Raw genomic sequence first — 16,435 nt, forward strand, 5'->3', positions numbered from 1 at the left:
CACAATGGCCGTGATAGCCCGGGGTAATCAGACCGCATCCTTGCGTGTATGCTTGCGCTTACAAGTCACGCGTACCGGCCGGGCGTCATGACAGAGTTGAGTGAGCGAACCAGAGCGAACATGGACGTCGTCCTCGAGGAGACGTGCCGGCAATTGCCGCATGGCGGCGATCACGACAGCCGCAGGTTCATCGCCGAGCGCCTGATCGAGGCAGCGCAGTCCGGCCACTCCACGCTCGGCGAGCTCGGTATCGTCGCGCGTCGCGCGCTGTCGGAGTTGAGGGCCAAAGGCGGCTAGGCGCGGGCGCGAGGCTTGCGTCGCCGACGGCCCTGGACATAACCTGCCCGGGATCCTTCATCGAGATGTTCGAAGATGCGGTCTCTGCTTGCACTTGTTGCGGCTTGCGCGGTCCTGTGTTGTGCACGATCGGGCATGGCTCAGCCGGTTGGACAGTTTCCATTCGCGTTGACGCGTGAAGGCCAAATGCTCGGCGCGGTGGAAGGCGAGGTGGCGTCCTTCAAGGGGCTGGCCTACGCGGCGCCGCCGGTCAGCGTGCTGCGCTGGCGCCAGCCACAGCCGACGACCGAGAGTTCGGACATGCGCACCGCCTATGACCACGGCGCGCCGTGCCTTCAGCCGGCGATGCCGGCCGCGAGCGAGGATTGCCTCACGTTGAACGTGTTCCGTCCTTTCGGGGTCGATGGCCCATTGCCGGTGATGGTCTTCATCCATGGCGGCGCCTTCGTCTCGGGCACCGCGAACGATCCGCTGTTCGATGGCGCGAAGCTGGCGCAGGCGGGCGTGATCGTGGTCACCGTGAATTATCGGCTCGGCGCGCTCGGCTGGCTCACGCATCCCGCGCTGTCGGACGACGGCTCCGGCAATTTCGGCCTGATGGACCAGATCGCCGCGCTGCAATGGGTCCACGACAACATCGCGGCCTTCGGCGGCGATCCGAGCAACGTCACTTTATTCGGCAGCGATGCAGGCGCGACAGCGATCGCGCTCCTGATGCTGTCTGCGCAATCGCGCGATCTCTTCCAGAAGGCCATTCTGCAATCGGTGCCCGGCCGCGTGCGCCTGCGTTCGGCGCAAGAGGCTGAGGCCATCGGCCGGCAGTTCGTGGCCGCGCTGGGGCCGGAGACGGATTTGCGCGCAGCCGAGCCGCGGCGCCTTCTGGCCGCCGAAAAGCATCTGCTCGAGAAATCACGGCGTAGCTTCGCGCCGGTGATGGATGGACGTCTGGCGACCGAGGACATTGCACCAGGCTTTGCGGCCGGACGTCAAAGCCGCATTCCGCTGATCATAGGCTCGAACGACGACGAGACGTGGGTGGAGAATGAGCCCGATATCAAGGAAGAGCTCGTGCGGTCCGGCACTGCTGGCGACGAACTTCGCGAGCTTTATCCCGATCTCGCCGGACCCTCGGATATCGCGGCTAGGTTCTACACCGACAAGGTCTTTTCGGAGCCGGTGCGACTGCTGGCCCGCCTGCACGCGGCAAGCGGCGCGCCGACCTTTCGTTACCGCTTCGCCTATGTGCCGGAGGCAAGGCGCGCGAATCCGGAAGGCGGCCACGGACGGGAGCTGCAATTCATCTTCGGCACGGAAGGTGTACCCGGCGCAGGCATCCTGTCGCGCCGTGATCGCGCGGTCGCGAGCCGCATGCGCACCTACTGGATCAACTTCGCGCGGAGCGGCGACCCCAACGGATCCGACCTGCCACGCTGGGACGCGGCTAAAGGCGATCGCCTGCTGCTGATCGCGAACGATCGCATCGCGAGCGGAGACGATCCCATCGCGGAGCGTCTCGACCGGCTCGCCCGTGAGGGCAGGAAATGAGTTGGATTTTAAGCCGCGAGTTCGACGCGAGGCGCGGGGCTCAGCCGGTCTTCCTCCAGATAGTCGATCGTGCCGTCCTTCTCGACGGCATAGAACTGCTTGCCTTCCCTGGACCTGAAGGCAGCGCGGACGACACCGCGGCGGCCCTTGTCACTGTTGACGACGTCCCCCAGCGCAAACTTCCTCATCTCACGTCTCACTTGTCTTCAGGCCGACCCCTTCGGCCACACCGGGATTCTGGGCGGCAAATCGTTAACGGCTTGCTAACCATGCGGCATTGCCTATGCTCACCGCGCAATGAGCAGACAGCTCGCGCGCGCCTGTTGTCAACGAGACGAGCCCATGACGCGATTTCCGACCCTCTTTCTGTCGCATGGCGGCGGCCCCTGGCCGTTCATGGAGGACAGGCGGGTGCAATATGCGAAGACCGCAGAGGCGTTCGCCGGGCTGCCGCAGCTGCTCCCCGCGAGACCGAAGGCGGTGCTCGTCATCACTGGGCATTGGGAGGCGGATGCCTTCACGGTGTCCACCTCGCCGCATCCGCCGATGGTCTACGACTATTACGGTTTCCCCGAGCATACCTATCACCTCAAATATCCGGCGCCGGGCAGGCCGGAGCTCGCCGCGCAGGTGAAGGCACTGCTCATGCGTGCCGGTCTCGATTGCCGGGAGGACGCCAACCAGGGCTTTGATCACGGCACCTTCGTGCCGCTCGGCTTGATGTATCCGAACGCCGACATGCCGATCGTGCTGCTGTCGCTGAAATCGAGCTATGAGGCGGCCGAGCACGTCAAGGTGGGACAGGCGATCGCATCGCTGCGCGATGAAGGCATTCTGATCGTCGGCAGCGGGCTCACCTATCACAACATGCGGGGCTTCAACCGGCCGGAGTCCAAGCCGGTCTCCTACGACTTCGAGGCCTACCTGAACGAGGCGATCAGCAATCCCGATGCGGCGCGTCGCAATGCGATGCTGGTCGATTGGGAGACCGCGCCGAGTGCGCGCCTGGCGCATCCGCGCGAGGACCATCTGCTGCCGTTGATGGTCGCGGCCGGTGCTGCCGGCAACGATGTCGGACGCCGCGTCTTCGTCGACGAGGTCGCGAACGTGGCGATGGCGTCGTATGTGTTTGGGTAACTGATCTTCCCCGTCGTGCCGCACGCGGGGAGAGGCGAAGAAGGCCTCATCCGTATTTCAGTTTCATGAACAGGATGCCGCCGGCGAGCACCATGGTCACGGCGTTGGCGGCGACGAGCGGAGCGTCGCCGGAGAGCAGGCCGTAGACGAGCCAGAGCGCCAGGCCCAGTACCATGACCAGGAACATGCCGAGCGAGATGTCGCGCGCCGAGCGGGTCTTCCAGACCTTGATGAACTGCGGCGCGTAGGCAACGGTGGTGCAGGTGGCGGCGGCAAAGCCGAGCAGCTTGATCGCGAAGGGGTCCATGCCCGGCTCTATAGCATGGATTCGGCCCTGCTCACGCCCGGGACGTGATGAGGCCGCGGTAGAGCGCGGCATAGTCGCCGGCGCGGTTGCGCCAGGAGACATCCGTCGCAAGGCCGCTTCGTTGCAGCCTGCGCCAGGTCAGCTTGTCGTGGAAGGCGATGTTGGCCTTGCGCAACGTGCCGGCGAGAGCCTCTGCCGTCACGGGACCGAACTTGAATCCCGTGGCATCATGGCCGGATGTGTCGGCTTCCCCGATGTCGACGATGGTGTCTTCGAGGCCGCCGACGCGGGAGACGATCGGCACGGCGCCGTAGCGCAATGCGCAGAGCTGGGTCAGGCCGCACGGCTCGAACCGTGATGGAACGATGAGGGCGTCCGAGCCGGCCTGGATCAGATGCGCCAGGATCTCGTCATAGCCGATCACGACGCCGATCCGGCCGGGATTGGCGCGGGCCGCGGCCTGGTAGCGATCCTGCAGATCGCGGTCGCCGCTGCCGAGCAATGCGAGCTGCATGCCTTCGCGCAAGATGGTCGGGATGGCCTCGAGCAGGAGATCGAGCCCCTTCTGCCATGACAGCCGGCTGATGACGCCGAGCAATGGTGCTTCGTCGGAGGAGTCGAGGCTGAATTGCTGCTGCAGCACCGCCTTGTTCGCGGCACGGAACGTCAGGTCGTCCGCGCCGAAGCGGTAGGCGATGTGCGGATCGGTTTGCGGATTCCACACGGAGATGTCGATGCCGTTGAGGATGCCGCTGAGCACGCTCGCGCGTGCGCGCAGCAAGCCGCCGAAGCCCATGCCGCCTTCATCGCTCTGGATTTCCTTCGCGTAGGTCGGGGATACAGTTGTGATGCGATCGGCGAATTGCAGGCCGGCCTTCAAAAAGCTGATGCCGCCGAAATATTCGAGCTCGTTGACGTTGAGGCAGCGCCAGGGCAGGCCGATCGCCCCGATCAGCTCAGGAGCGAACTTGCCCTGGTAGGCCATGTTGTGAATGGTCATCACGGTGCCAGGCCGTGGACGATTGTCGTAGTGCAGATAGGCCGGTGCAAGGCCGGCCTGCCAGTCATGGGCGTGCACGATATCGGGCACGAAGGCGGGGACGAGGCCGTGGCCGATATCGGCGGCCACGCGCGCCAGCGCAGCAAAGCGCACGCCGTTGTCCGGCCAATCGACGCCCTCGCTGGTGACATAAGGGTTGCCCGGCCGCGCATAGAGATGCGGCACGTCGAGCACGAAGAGATCGAGCCCATTGTGCGAGCCCGCCAGCAGCCGTCCTGGGCCGCCGAAATAATCCGGCCAGCGCCGGATCTCCTCCGCGACTGACATCAGCCGCATCACGTCGGGATAGCCTGGCATCAAGGTTCGCATCTCGACGCCATGCGCTTTCAGCGCGAGCGGCAGCGCGCCCGCGACATCCGCGAGGCCGCCGGTCTTGACGATGGGATAGACTTCGGAGGCGACCGCGAGGACGCGAACAGGCGTCATGTATTGAGCCTGTCGATCATCGGCTGGGTGATCAGCGAGATGCCCTGCTCGGTGGTGCGGAAGCGCTTTGCGTCGACTTCCGGATCCTCGCCGACGACCAGCCCTTCCGGGATCTCGACGCCGCGGTCGATCACGACGTTCTTCAGGCGGGCGCCGCGGCCGACATTGACGTAAGGCATGATCACGGCGTTCTCGACATTGGCATAGGAGTTGATGCGCACGCCGGTGAACAGCAGCGAACGGCGCAGCGAGGCGCCGGAGATGATGCAGCCGCCGGAGACCAGAGAGCTCACCGCCTGGCCGCGCCGGCTCTCCTCGTCATGGACGAATTTCGCCGGCGGCGTGATCTCGGCATAAGACCAGATCGGCCAGGCGCGGTCGAACAGGTCGAGCTCCGGCACCACGTCGGTGAGGTCGACATTGGCGGCCCAATAGGCATCGACCGTGCCGACGTCGCGCCAATAGGCGCGGGGATCGCTGCCCGAACGGACGCAGGACGTCGAGTACTGGTGCGCAATCGCGCGGCCGTTCTTGACGATGTAGGGAATGATGTCCTTGCCGAAATCGTGATTCGAGTTCGGGTCCTCGGCGTCGCGCTTGAGCTGGTCGAACAGGAACTTGGCGTCGAACACGTAGATGCCCATGCTGGCGAGCGAGACGTCCGGCTTGCCCGGCATCGGCGGCGGATCCTTCGGCTTCTCCAGAAACTCCTGAATCCAGCCGTTCTCGTCTATGTGCATGATGCCGAAGCCGGAAGATTCCGTCCGCGGCATTTCGAGGCACCCGACGGTGACGTCGGCACCGCTCTCGACGTGCTGGCGCAGCATCACCTCGTAGTCCATTTTATAGATGTGATCGCCGGCCAGCACCACGATGAAGCGGCAGGCGTGGGATTCGATGATGTCGATGTTCTGGTACACCGCGTCCGCCGTGCCGACATACCACATGGTCTCGGAGACGCGCTGGCTGGCAGGCAGGATATCGAAACTCTCGTTGCGTTCGGGGCGGAAGAAGTTCCAGCCCATCTGGAGATGGCGGATCAGGCTGTGCGCCTTGTACTGGGTCGCGACCGCGATGCGGCGGATGCCTGAGTTCACGGCATTCGACAGCGCGAAATCGATGATGCGGGACTTGCCGCCGAAATAGACCGCCGGCTTGGCGCGCCGGTCGGTCAGTTCCAGGAGCCGGCTGCCGCGTCCTCCGGCCAGAACGAACGCCAGCGCCTGACGGGCAAGCGGCTCGGGTCTCGCGGCACTCATGTCATCCTCCCACAACTCTGGCGCTCGCGAGAAGCCTCCCGGCCGCGCACATTGGAACCGATACTAATGGCACGAATAGTAAATCGGGAAGGTGGTTGTTGGTTGCGATGCACGGACGCTTAATGCTCGCCGGGCGATCGAGCCTCAAGCACCGTCGTGCCGGTGTCACACTCGGCGAGATCGTTGATCCTCGCCGGGTACCGGTTGGTCAGAAGGGAGGCAGACGTCTTGTGCGGTGCACGCAAATTCCAGGCTTTGACTTGGCGCAAGGATGCCCGATCATGACGCTGCGATCCTTTTCCTAGCGAAGGTTACAGAGGGAGTAAGACGATGAGGATCTGGAAGACGGCAATTGCCTGTTCGTTGGCGGGCCTGGTCGTGGCGGGCCAAATCGGGCAGGCCACGGCGGGCCCGATGCCGACCAATGTCGCAACCATGAAGGCTGCGGTCGGCGATGACGTCACTCAGGTGCATTGGCGCGGTGGCGGCTGGGGATTTGCCCTTGGTGGTCTCGCCGCCGGCGCGATCATCGGCGGCGCCATCGCCGGTGGCGCGCCTTACGGCTATGGCTATGGCTATGGCCGGCCGTATTACGGCGGCTATGGATATCCGGGCTACGGCTACGGCTATGCCCCGGCGTATTACGGCTATGGCTACGGGCCGGGCTATGCCTATCCGCGATATTATCGACCCTATCGTCCGTATTACGGCTATGGCTACCATCGGCCGTACCGTGTTTATCACCGTCACTATTACCGTAGATGGTGAACACCGCGCGGCTAGAACGAGAGCCACACGATCAAGCTCTTGCATACTAGATGCATGAGCACGATTGCGGCGAGATGCAATGGGCCGGGCTTGAAGCGAAGCCCGCGCATGTAGGCGCTTCTCGTCGCGCCCGGTCGGACCTTGCGCTGGTCAACGCGGCGAGTTTCGTTCTGCGAGGGTAGATTCCGAACCATCATTGGTCGATTTGACCGAGGTCGGTTCGGCAGACGCAGAGCGTCGATGCGTGCAGCTGGCGCTTCGCAAGCAGAAACAATGTGTGGAGGCCGGCAGAGGCGACGAGTTGACCTGCGCCCATCGCACGCGCCCGTTCGGCCGCGTGCTCAAGGTGTCCCATAGCGGACGCATGATCCAATCCCGCGTCAACGAACGTGGTCCACTCATCCGCGGGCGGGTCGTCGATCTCTCGGTGCCGGGCGCCCGCGCGCTCGGCATTGATGAGCGCGGGTGTGGTGCGGGTCTCGGTGGAATAGGCGCCTCCGAGCGCGCTATAGTGCCGCTCCAAAGCAAGGGGGCGCTATGGCAAGGATCAGGGTGGGGCTCGTCGGCTGCGGCTTCGTGTCGGAGCTGCACATGTATGCGTTCCGGCGCGTTTATGGCGTGGACGTCGAGGTCGCGGCGGTTGCGGCGCGTGGCGACCATGTCGTTGCATTCGCTGATCGGCACAACATCCCGCGCGTCTATCGCAGCTTCGCCGAACTGATCGCGGACGTCGATCTCGACGTCATCGACATCTGCACGCCGCCCAATCTTCATGCCGAAATGATCGTCGCCAGCATGCAGGCCGGCAAGCATGTGATCTGCGAAAAGCCGTTCGCGGGCTATTTCGGCCGCGTGGGGGACCAGCAGCCCATCGGCAAGCACGTGCCCAAGGCGCTGATGTATCAACGCGTGCTGGAGGAGATGGACGCCACGCGCACCGCGATCGAGCGGACCGGCAAGCTCTTCATGTATGCCGAGGACTGGATCTACGCGCCCGCGGTGACCAAGACCGCCGAGATCCTGAGAGCGACCAAGGACAAGATCCTGTTCATAAAGGGCGAGGAAAGCCATTCCGGTTCGCACGCGGCACACGCCGCGCAATGGGCGATGACCGGCGGCGGCTCGCTGATCCGCATGGGCTGCCATCCGCTCTCGGCCGTGCTCTATCTCAAGCAGGTCGAGGCCAGGGCGCGCGGCGAGACCATCCGCGTCGCGAGCGTCACTTGCGATGTCGGCAACGTCACGGCCGGGCTGAAGCCGGAAGAGCGTATCTACATCAAGGCCAATCCCGTCGATGTCGAGGACTGGGGCACGCTCACGGCGACCTTCTCCGACGGCACCAAGGCCACCGTGTTCTCCGGCGACATGATCATGGGCGGCGTGCGCAATCTGATCGAGACCTATACGAGTGGCGGCTCGCTGTTCGCCAACATCACCCCGAACACGCATCTGATGAGCTACCAGACCAGCGAGGAAAAGCTCGCGGGCGTCTACATCACCGAAAAGGTCGACCGCAAGACCGGCTGGCAATATGTCTGCCTCGAAGAGGAATGGACGCGCGGCTACCTGCAGGAGATCCAGGACTTCATGGAATGCGTCGCGACCGGGCGGCAGCCGCTGTCGGACCTCGCGCTGGCCTATGAGACGATCAAGGTGAACTACGCGGGGTATTGGGCGGCGGAGGAGGGACGGCGCGTGGTGCTGTAGAATATCACCATGCGCACGCTGCGAACACTTCTCCCCTTGTGGGAGCAGGTGGCACCGTCGACGCGACCTGCGCCTCACGTCCCGTAGGTCGAGCCCTTCGGCAGTGGGAACACTGGATCCTGCGTCCTGATATTCGTCGGCCAGACGACCGAGATATGCTCGCCCGCGTTCTGCATCACGACCGGGCTCGAGCGCTCGTTCTGGCCGGACAGCGGCGTGCCCGGCGGGAAGAATTTGACGCCATAGCCCTGGATGGTGCCACCTGCGGGAATGTCGACATCGAGCGCCGCTTTGCGAATGGCCTCGGGCTCGAAGCTGCCGTACTTCTCCTTGGCCACCGGCAGCACGTTGTTGAGCAGCACCCAGGTCTGGTTGAAGCCCATCGAGCAATGCGGCGGCACGTCGGTGGCGCCGGTCTTGGCCTGGTAGCGCGAGACCATGGTCTTGATCAGGTCGCCCATCCCGGGCGCCAGTTTCGAGGGATCGAGCAGCTGTGCCGGCACCGGGTCGATGTTGCAGAAATTGTCGATGTCGGCGCCGAAGGTCGCGCGCAGCTTGTCGAGCTGGCTGTAGCCGGCGCCGGCCCCGAACAGCATCTTGAAGCGCAGGCCGCTCTCGCGCGCCTGGCGCAGGAACAGGGTGATGTCGGGATTGTAGCCGGCATGCGAGATCACGTCGGCCTTGGCGCGCTTGATCTTCGTGACCAGCACCGACAGGTCGGGCGCCGATGCCGAATAGCCCTCGCGCAGCACCACCGGGATGCCGGCCTGCTTGGCATAGGCTTCGTCCGCCGTGGCGACGCCGACGCCATAGGGCCCATCCTCGTGGATCAACGCGACCTTGACCTCCTTCGGGTCCATGCCGAGCTTGGCTTTCGCATGCTCGTTGATGAAGCTTGCAAAGGCCTGCCCGTATTGATCCGAATGGATCTGCGCGCGAAACACGTATTGCAGGTTCTTGTCCTTGAACACGGCGGTCGAGACCGCGGTCGTGATCCAGAGAATCTTCTTTTGCTGCTCGACCTTGGCCGCGAGCGGCACCGCGTGCGAGCTCGCATAGACGCCGTTGAGGATGTCGATCTTCTCCTGGCTGATCAGACGTTCCGCCTCGTTGATCGCGACGTCGGGCTTGCTCTGGGAATCGGCGGCGACTGGAGCAACCTTGTATTTGCCGCCGATACCGCCTTTCTCGTTGACGAGATCAATCGCGATCTGCGCGCCGATCGAGGAGGCGACCGAGCCGCCGGCGGCGAAGGGGCCGGTGAGGTCGTAGATCAGGCCGATGCGCAGATTCTCGGCTTGCGCCTGGGCCCGTGTCCAATCGAGGCTGAGTGCGGCGGCGGCAGCCGCCGAGCTCTTCAGCAGCTGCCTGCGTGAAGTCGGCATCCTATCCTCCCTCAAAACCGTCGTATGATCTTGTTTTTGCGAAGTATGGGGAGCGGGACGGCGGAAAGTCAACATCGCGAAAGTCGCGAGGCGGCGTCTCGGCATAGAACGCAATTGCGAGATAGACGGTAGCAGGACGCAACGATCATCCTGCCGGTGAGGGGACCGCGTGCCTCACTGCGCCAGGCGGCTGGCGAGATAGCACGCGGTCTTCCCGCCGGTTCTGGCAACCTGATCCGGGGTTCCGGCTGCGACGATGCGGCCACCCTCGTCGCCGGCGCCAGGGCCGAGATCGATGATCCAGTCGCTGTGGGAGACGACGTCCATATCGTGCTCGACCACGATCACGCTATTGCCGGCGTCAACGATCCGATCGAGCTGGGCGATCAACCGCTCGACATCCCGTGGATGCAGCCCGGTCGTCGGTTCGTCTAGGACATAGAGCGTGTGGCCCCGCTGCGGCCGCATGAGCTCAGTCGCCAGCTTGATGCGCTGGGCTTCGCCGCCGGACAATTCGGTCGCGGATTGGCCGAGCCGGATATAGCCCAGGCCGACCTCGCGGACGACCGACAGTGACCGGTTGAGCGCGGTATCTTCGCGGAAGAAGTCGAAGGCATCGTCGACGCGCATCGCCAGCACGTCCGCGATCGATTTGCCGCGAATTTTCACTTCGAGCGTCTTGTCGTTGTAACGCGCACCCTTGCAAACCGGGCAGGGCGCATAGACGCTGGGCAGGAACAGCAGCTCGACGCAGACGAAGCCTTCGCCCTCGCAGGTCGCACAACGGCCTTTCGCGACGTTGAACGAGAAGCGTCCGGCGTCGTAGCGGCGGGACTTCGCCTGCGGGGTCGCGGCGAACAGCTTCCGCACATGGTCGAACAGGCCGGTATAGGTTGCAAGATTGGACCGCGGCGTGCGGCCGATCGGCTTCTGATCCACCACGACGAGACGATCGACGAGGTCAAGGCCGGCCGCGATCTTGCCCCCCAATGTCTCGACGGCGGGAGCCAGGCTGTCGTCGTCGGAATCGGCGGCAAGCGTGTGGCCGAGATGCCCGGCGACGGCGTCGACGAGGAATTGGCTGATCAGACTCGATTTGCCGGAGCCCGACACGCCGGTCACGCTGGCGAGGACGCCCAGCGGAATATCGACGTCGAGACCACGCAGGTTATTGCGAGTCACACCTTTGACCTTGAGATTCCCCGTCGGCAAGCGACGGACGGTCGGCAGCGGCCGTCGCGGATGAGCGAGATAGGTGGCGGTCCGCGATTCCGAGACTTGACCAAGCCCTGCCGGCGGCCCGCTATAGAGGATGCGTCCGCCGTTCTCGCCGGCTTCGGGCCCGACGTCCACCAGCCAGTCGGCGTGCCTGATCACCTCGATCTCGTGCTCGACCACGAAGATCGAATTGCCCGCGTGCTTCAACCGATCGAGCGCCCGCAGCAGCGCCTCGGTATCGGCGGGATGCAGGCCCGCTGACGGCTCGTCGAGCACGTAGACGACGCCGAACAGGTTCGAGCGGACCTGCGTCGCAAGACGCAGTCGTTGCAGCTCGCCCGGCGACAGCGTCGGCGTGCTGCGCTCGCAGGCGAGGTAGCCGAGGCCAAGGTCGAGCAGCACGGCGAGCCGGGCCGACAGATCCTCGCAGATTCGCCTGGCGACGACGGCCTTTTCCGACCTGTCGGCCGAGCTCTTGGCGAATGGCTTGACCAGCTCGTGCAGCTCCTTCAACGGCAGATGCGAGATCTCCGCGATGTTGAGGCCGGCGAACTTGATCTTGAGCGCTTCGGGCTTCAGGCGCGAACCATGGCAGGTCGGACAATCCCGCGTGATCATGAACTGCGCGACGCGGCGCTTCATCATCGCGCTTTCGGACTTGGCGTAGGTCTGCATCACGTAGCGCCTTGCGCCGGTGAACGTGCCCTGGTAGCTCGGCTCCTCCTTGCGGCGCAGGGCGCGCCGGACCTCGGCAGCATCGTAGCCGGCGTAGACGGGAACGGTCGGCTGCTCCTCTGTGAACAGGATCCAGTCACGGTCCTTCTTGGGCAGCTCGCGCCAGGGCTTGTCGACGTCGTAGCCGAGTGTCGTCAGGATGTCGCGGAGGTTCTGTCCCTGCCAGGCACTCGGCCAGGCCGCGACCGCGCGCTCGCGGATCGACTTGGTATCATCAGGCACCATGGATTTTTCGGTGACGTCGAGCATCCTGCCGATACCGTGACAGGTCGGGCACGCTCCCTCCGGCGTGTTAGGAGAGAACGCCTCCGCATAGAGCATCGGCTGTCCCCGCGGATAGTCGCCGGCGCGGGAATAGAGCATCCTGAGCAGGTTCGAGATGGTGGTCACGCTCCCGACGGAGGACCTCGTCGTCGGCGCGCCGCGCTGCTGCTGGAGCGCGACGGCGGGCGGCAGGCCTTCGATGTCGTCGACTTCGGGGATTTGCATCTGGTGGAACAGACGCCGCGCGTAGGGCGACACCGATTCCAGATAACGCCGCTGCGCCTCGGCGTAGATCGTGCCGAACGCGAGCGAGGATTTGCCCGAGCCGGACACGCCGGTGAACACGACCAGCGCGTTGCGTGGAATGCGAACGTCGACGTTCCTGAGGTTGTGCTCGCGCGCGCCGCGAACCCGGACGAAGCCGTCGTCCTGCATCAGGCTGTCAAATTGCTTGGGTCGATCGTCCATACGGCTCCTCCAGCCTCCCGTGGGAGGTAACGGCAGGATCGCAGGATGGGTCCCAAGATGCCAGCAGGCCCGGTGCGTTTCGCACAACGCCACGGCCGGCCGCTGTTACGCGACGGGCCTCGCCAATGCAGCTGGCCGTTCGCGCCAGTAGGACTGGATCTGGTCGATCGTGCCGTCGTGATCGGTCTACCGCCGTTCGGTCAGCGCGCTTGCAGCAGTGACGGATCGAGCGGAGGGAGCCGGGCGGGGTCGAACGCGGAGAGGTCGATCTTTGCAGCACCATAGGCCATCAGTTGTGCCAGCGCCTCGCCGGTCGCGGGAGCGTTGAGGATGCCCCAGACATTGTGTCCGGTTGCAACGTAGAGACCCTCGCTTTGCGGCACCTTGCCGATCAGCGGCAGGCCGTCCTGCGTCACCGGGCGGAAGCAGGCTTGGCGCACAATGATCTTCGCAGGGTCGAACAGCGGTGAGAGCCGCTCGCTCATCGCCTGCAGCCGCGCAATCGCGTCCTGGTCGGGCGTCACGGAAGCGGGATCGAGCGGCAGCGGCGCGATGTCGGAGAGCGCTGTGATGTGCGTGCTGCCGTCGGCCCGCGGAAAAACCTCGATCGATACGGTGCTGCCGTCGGCCTCATACTCCAGGAACAGCGCATCGGCCGGCACATCCGTGCCGGTATCGTACACGATGCTCGGGCCGCGCTGGCCGTAGACCGCGGGCAGGCTCATCCATTGTGCGGCGAGCAACGACCATGGTTCCATGGCGATGACGACGGCGTCGGCTTCGATGACGTCGCCCTCGATCTCGATACCTCTCGCACGCGCGCCATTCGCGTCGCGCACGATGCCGGTGACGCGGCCGGCACGAAGCTCGGTGCCTTGCGCGAGCGCCGCCTTCATCACCGTCGTCGTGAACTTGCGGGGATGAACGATCGCCGTCGTCTCTGCCGTGCCGATGCGTTGCGTGATAGCGACGCCATCGTTGAGCCAGCCGAGTGCGGATGGTGTGGTCCGGCGCGGATCGCCATCGGCGGCCACGAAACCGCTATGGGCTGTCATTGGGCGATAGCCCCAATCGCCCGCGATCTCTTCCGGGAGTTGCGCATGCAGCGCAAAGCTGCGCCGTGCCAGCGCATCGAGCGACGTGCCGGCGCACCAGTCGCGTGCCAGGAAGCCGCCGGCCTTGCCAGATGCGGCGATTGCCACCTCGGCCCGCTCGACCACGATGACGTCGATGCCGTGGCGGCGAAGAAAATACGCGGTGCATGCCCCGATCACGCCGCCGCCGCAGATCACAACGCGCATGGCTTGTTTCCCGCTTCCGCGGCCAACCGTTGGTGAGACAACCTAGGTCGCGTAGCCGCGTTCCAGGGAGTGGCGCTGTTGGTGCCGTTCCAGCGCCAGATGGACAAGGCGCGTCAGCAACTCGCCATAGGGCACGCCCGAGGCTTCCATCATCTTCGGATACATGCTGATCGACGTGAAGCCGGGCAGGGTGTTGATTTCGTTGAAGCAGAACGCGCCGGTTTGCCGGTCGAGGAAGAAATCGACGCGCGCAAGGTCGCTGCATTCGAGGGCTGCGAAGACCTGCACCGCGAGCGAGCGCACGCGCTCCATCTGTTCGGCATCGAGCCTGGCCGGAAGATCAACCCGTGCGCCGTCTGGATCGAGATATTTTGCCTCGTACGAATAGAACTCGTGATGCGCGTTGGGGTTCAGCTCGCTGGCGACGCTCGCGAAGAGGGGCTCGCCCTCAAGCACCGCGACCTCGATTTCGCGTGCGTCGATGCCCTGTTCGACCAGCACCTTGAGATCATAACGAAACGCATCGTCGAGTGCCGCACCGAGGGCATCCCACGTCTTGACCTTGTGGATGCCGACACTGGAGCCCATGTTGCATGGCTTGACGAAGACCGGGGGGCTCAGTCCCTCGATCGCCTTCGCCAGAGATGACGTGCGATCCCTGGCGAATGCCTTCCGGGTGAGCACGCGATAGGGCGCGACCGGAACGCCGGCGAATTCAGCCAGGCGCTTGGCGACGTCCTTGTCCATGCTGACGGCCGAGGCGAGAACGCCCGACCCGACATAGGCGACGTCGGCCAGTTCCAGCAGGCCCTGCACCGTGCCGTCCTCGCAAAGCGGTCCGTGGATGACCGGGAAGACGACGTCGATCTCCAGCGGGCCGGCCGTCCCTGCGATGATCGGTATGAGAGCGCCGCGTCCGTCAGGTCCTCTGGCGAGCCGCATCTCGGGCGCGCCGGGCAGGATCGGCAAGGCCGCCGCTTGCGCCTGATCTATCGTGCCAAGATCGTTCCATTGCCACCGTCCCGACTTGTCGATGGAGACCGGGATCACCTCGAAGCGCGAACGGTCGAGATGCCTGAGCACGGAGGCGGCCGATTTCAGCGAGACCTCATGCTCACCGGACCTGCCACCATAGAGAACAACGACGCGAATTTTGGTTGCCATGGCTCAACTATCACGCGCTCTGGGCGGAAGTCACCTCTGTTGCCAAATCTCCCCCGGCGACAAGACCCTCAAGACATCACGGCGCCGGCGAGGAACGCCGGCGCCGTGTCGCAATTCGCGCTTGCCCCGTCAGCCCGGTCCTGCGCCCTGTGTCGCCGTGTACACGGCATAGAGCGACTGGCTCGCGGCCATGAACAGGCGGTTGCGCTTGGGGCCGCCGAAGCAGACGTTGCCGCAGACTTCCGGCAGGCGGATGCGGCCGAGCAACTTGCCCTCGGGCGACCACACGGTCACGCCGCTGTAGCCGACGGCGCGCCCGGCATTGCTGGAGGCCCAGAGATTGCCGTTGACGTCGCAGCGCAGGCCATCCGGTCCGCACTTCACGCCGTCGATCACGCAATCGCTGAACTTCTTGAGGTTGGAGAGCTTGTTGTCGCTGCCGACGTCGAACACGAAGATCTCACCCTTGCCGCCGGGACCGGTGTCGCCCGGTCCCTTGCCGGTCGAAGCGATGTAGAGCTTCTTGTAGTCCGGCGAGAAGCACAGCCCGTTCGGGTCGGGCACCTGATCCTCCGTGACGACGAGATCGACGCGGCCCGAGGGATCGATGCGATAGCAATTGGTCGGCAACTCGCGCCTGCCCGGCACGAAGCCGGCCGGCTGGCCGATCCGCGGATTGAGCTTGCCGCCCGCATTGCTCGGGCCGCCCGCGACATCGGGCTCGCCCTCATAGAGCTGGCCGCCATAGGGCGGATCGGTGAACCAGTAGCTGCCGTCGGGATGCGCGGCGATGTCGTTCGGCGAGTTCAGCCGCTTGCCCTGGTAGGAGTCCGCGAGCACGGTCGCGGTGCCGTCATGTTCGTAGCGCGTCACCCGCCGGGTCAGGTGTTCGCAGGAGAGCTGGCGGCCCTGGAAGTCGAACGAGTTGCCGTTGGAATTGTTGGACGGCGAACGGAACACGCTGACGCGGCCGTCATCCTCGGTCCAGCGCATCTGTCGGTTGTTGGGAATGTCGCTCCAGAGCAGATAGCGGCCCTGCGCACTCCACGCCGGGCCTTCCGCCCACAGCAGGCCGGTGTAAAGGCGCTTGATCGCAGTGTTGGGCTGCGCGAGGTCGTTGAAGGACGGATCGACCGCGATGATGTCGGGATCCCAGAAATAAGTCGTCGGCGCGCCGTGGGGGCCGAAATCGCGCGGCGGGGTAGTGATGGTGGTCGGCGGTGCAGCTGGTCCGGTCTGCGCCAGCGCGTGACCGGCACCGGCCATTGTGGCGGCGGCGCCGAGCGCAAGTCCTCGTACAAGTGTTCGTCGTGAAAGCGCAGCATCATGGTCACGCTGCGCTTCGTCACGAGCTTCCTGGCGTGTCATCGCGTCCTCCCGATCAAGTTCGCTGA

Annotated in this window: 14 protein-coding genes and 1 pseudogene; 6 read left to right on the forward strand and 9 right to left on the reverse strand. The window is 64.8% G+C overall.

The annotated features are described in order from the left end of the window. Window positions 1-120: 120 nt before the first annotated feature. Both ACYCVF_RS02520 and ACYCVF_RS02525 read left to right on the forward strand, forming a co-directional pair. The gene (locus ACYCVF_RS02520) at window positions 121-297 is read left to right on the forward strand and encodes a hypothetical protein (RefSeq protein WP_459596973.1); all 177 of its coding nucleotides are present in this window, start codon (window positions 121-123) and stop codon (window positions 295-297) included. 75 nt (window positions 298-372) lie between these two features. After that, entirely contained in the window at window positions 373-1,842 is a 1,470-nt protein-coding gene (locus ACYCVF_RS02525; protein ID WP_459596974.1) for a carboxylesterase/lipase family protein, read from the forward strand. 8 nt (window positions 1,843-1,850) lie between these two features. On the opposite strand, the gene ACYCVF_RS02530 is transcribed toward ACYCVF_RS02525, so the two are convergent. Further along, complete coding sequence (locus ACYCVF_RS02530) at window positions 1,851-2,030, reverse strand: hypothetical protein (protein ID WP_459596975.1); 180 nt, start codon at window positions 2,028-2,030, stop codon at window positions 1,851-1,853. 154 nt (window positions 2,031-2,184) lie between these two features. Between ACYCVF_RS02530 and ACYCVF_RS02535 the strand changes: the two genes are divergently transcribed. Further along, window positions 2,185-2,979, forward strand: coding sequence for a DODA-type extradiol aromatic ring-opening family dioxygenase (locus ACYCVF_RS02535; protein WP_459596976.1), 795 nt, complete (start codon window positions 2,185-2,187; stop codon window positions 2,977-2,979). Window positions 2,980-3,025: 46 nt separating this feature from the next. Here ACYCVF_RS02535 and ACYCVF_RS02540 read toward each other — a convergent pair whose 3' ends face one another. From ACYCVF_RS02540 to glgC, 3 genes are read right to left on the reverse strand one after another with little or no spacing between them, the layout of a single operon-like run. Continuing rightward, window positions 3,026-3,286 carry a SemiSWEET transporter gene (locus ACYCVF_RS02540; protein ID WP_157331162.1) on the reverse strand — a complete coding sequence of 87 codons (261 nt, stop codon included), beginning with the start codon at window positions 3,284-3,286 and terminating at the stop codon, window positions 3,026-3,028. Between the two features lie 31 nt (window positions 3,287-3,317). Then, the gene (gene glgA, locus ACYCVF_RS02545) at window positions 3,318-4,772 is read right to left on the reverse strand and encodes a glycogen synthase GlgA (RefSeq protein ID WP_459596977.1); all 1,455 of its coding nucleotides are present in this window, start codon (window positions 4,770-4,772) and stop codon (window positions 3,318-3,320) included. Then, window positions 4,769-6,031, reverse strand: coding sequence for a glucose-1-phosphate adenylyltransferase (gene glgC, locus ACYCVF_RS02550; protein WP_459596978.1), 1,263 nt, complete (start codon window positions 6,029-6,031; stop codon window positions 4,769-4,771). The genes glgA and glgC overlap by 4 nt, the downstream gene beginning before the upstream one ends. 330 nt (window positions 6,032-6,361) lie before the next feature. Between glgC and ACYCVF_RS02555 the strand changes: the two genes are divergently transcribed. From ACYCVF_RS02555 to ACYCVF_RS02565, 3 genes and pseudogenes are all read left to right on the forward strand, one after another. Continuing rightward, window positions 6,362-6,799, forward strand: a complete 438-nt coding sequence (locus ACYCVF_RS02555) for a hypothetical protein (protein ID WP_459596979.1) — start codon at window positions 6,362-6,364, stop codon at window positions 6,797-6,799. Between the two features lie 280 nt (window positions 6,800-7,079). Further along, window positions 7,080-7,290 (forward strand): annotated as a pseudogene (locus tag ACYCVF_RS02560) (RlpA-like double-psi beta-barrel domain-containing protein); the annotation flags it as partial. A gap of 46 nt (window positions 7,291-7,336) precedes the next feature. Continuing rightward, on the forward strand, window positions 7,337-8,506 hold the full coding sequence (locus tag ACYCVF_RS02565; RefSeq protein ID WP_459596980.1) for a Gfo/Idh/MocA family protein: 1,170 nt from the start codon (window positions 7,337-7,339) through the stop codon (window positions 8,504-8,506). Window positions 8,507-8,580: 74 nt separating this feature from the next. Here the strand turns inward: ACYCVF_RS02565 and ACYCVF_RS02570 are convergent, their stop codons facing one another. The 5 genes from ACYCVF_RS02570 to ACYCVF_RS02590 form a co-directional block, all read right to left on the reverse strand. Then, window positions 8,581-9,891, reverse strand: a complete 1,311-nt coding sequence (locus ACYCVF_RS02570) for an ABC transporter substrate-binding protein (protein WP_459596981.1) — start codon at window positions 9,889-9,891, stop codon at window positions 8,581-8,583. Window positions 9,892-10,065: 174 nt separating this feature from the next. Further along, window positions 10,066-12,576 (reverse strand): excinuclease ABC subunit UvrA, encoded by a 2,511-nt coding sequence (gene uvrA / locus ACYCVF_RS02575; protein ID WP_459596982.1) that lies wholly within the window; start codon window positions 12,574-12,576, stop codon window positions 10,066-10,068. Window positions 12,577-12,776: 200 nt separating this feature from the next. After that, the gene (locus ACYCVF_RS02580) at window positions 12,777-13,877 is read right to left on the reverse strand and encodes an NAD(P)/FAD-dependent oxidoreductase (RefSeq protein ID WP_459596983.1); all 1,101 of its coding nucleotides are present in this window, start codon (window positions 13,875-13,877) and stop codon (window positions 12,777-12,779) included. A gap of 42 nt (window positions 13,878-13,919) precedes the next feature. After that, entirely contained in the window at window positions 13,920-15,041 is a 1,122-nt protein-coding gene (locus ACYCVF_RS02585) for a D-alanine--D-alanine ligase family protein (protein WP_459596984.1), read from the reverse strand. 129 nt (window positions 15,042-15,170) lie between these two features. Beyond that, the gene (locus ACYCVF_RS02590; RefSeq protein WP_459596985.1) at window positions 15,171-16,409 is read right to left on the reverse strand and encodes an SMP-30/gluconolactonase/LRE family protein; all 1,239 of its coding nucleotides are present in this window, start codon (window positions 16,407-16,409) and stop codon (window positions 15,171-15,173) included. Window positions 16,410-16,435: the final 26 nt, after the last annotated feature.

The organism is Bradyrhizobium cedriense, from assembly GCF_054602315.1.

Excerpts from the sequence above, each read along its gene's own strand:
- ACYCVF_RS02520 (WP_459596973.1), top strand. The coding sequence starts at position 121 with ATGGACGTCGTCCTCGAGGAGACGTGCCGGCAATTGCCGCATGGCGGC.
- ACYCVF_RS02525 (WP_459596974.1), top strand. The coding sequence starts at position 373 with ATGCGGTCTCTGCTTGCACTTGTTGCGGCTTGCGCGGTCCTGTGTTGT.
- ACYCVF_RS02530 (WP_459596975.1), bottom strand. The coding sequence starts at position 2,030 with ATGAGGAAGTTTGCGCTGGGGGACGTCGTCAACAGTGACAAGGGCCGC.
- ACYCVF_RS02535 (WP_459596976.1), top strand. The coding sequence starts at position 2,185 with ATGACGCGATTTCCGACCCTCTTTCTGTCGCATGGCGGCGGCCCCTGG.
- ACYCVF_RS02540 (WP_157331162.1), bottom strand. The coding sequence starts at position 3,286 with ATGGACCCCTTCGCGATCAAGCTGCTCGGCTTTGCCGCCGCCACCTGC.
- glgA (WP_459596977.1), bottom strand. The coding sequence starts at position 4,772 with ATGACGCCTGTTCGCGTCCTCGCGGTCGCCTCCGAAGTCTATCCCATC.
- glgC (WP_459596978.1), bottom strand. The coding sequence starts at position 6,031 with ATGAGTGCCGCGAGACCCGAGCCGCTTGCCCGTCAGGCGCTGGCGTTC.
- ACYCVF_RS02555 (WP_459596979.1), top strand. The coding sequence starts at position 6,362 with ATGAGGATCTGGAAGACGGCAATTGCCTGTTCGTTGGCGGGCCTGGTC.
- ACYCVF_RS02565 (WP_459596980.1), top strand. The coding sequence starts at position 7,337 with ATGGCAAGGATCAGGGTGGGGCTCGTCGGCTGCGGCTTCGTGTCGGAG.
- ACYCVF_RS02570 (WP_459596981.1), bottom strand. The coding sequence starts at position 9,891 with ATGCCGACTTCACGCAGGCAGCTGCTGAAGAGCTCGGCGGCTGCCGCC.
- uvrA (WP_459596982.1), bottom strand. The coding sequence starts at position 12,576 with ATGGACGATCGACCCAAGCAATTTGACAGCCTGATGCAGGACGACGGC.
- ACYCVF_RS02580 (WP_459596983.1), bottom strand. The coding sequence starts at position 13,877 with ATGCGCGTTGTGATCTGCGGCGGCGGCGTGATCGGGGCATGCACCGCG.
- ACYCVF_RS02585 (WP_459596984.1), bottom strand. The coding sequence starts at position 15,041 with ATGGCAACCAAAATTCGCGTCGTTGTTCTCTATGGTGGCAGGTCCGGT.
- ACYCVF_RS02590 (WP_459596985.1), bottom strand. The coding sequence starts at position 16,409 with ATGACACGCCAGGAAGCTCGTGACGAAGCGCAGCGTGACCATGATGCT.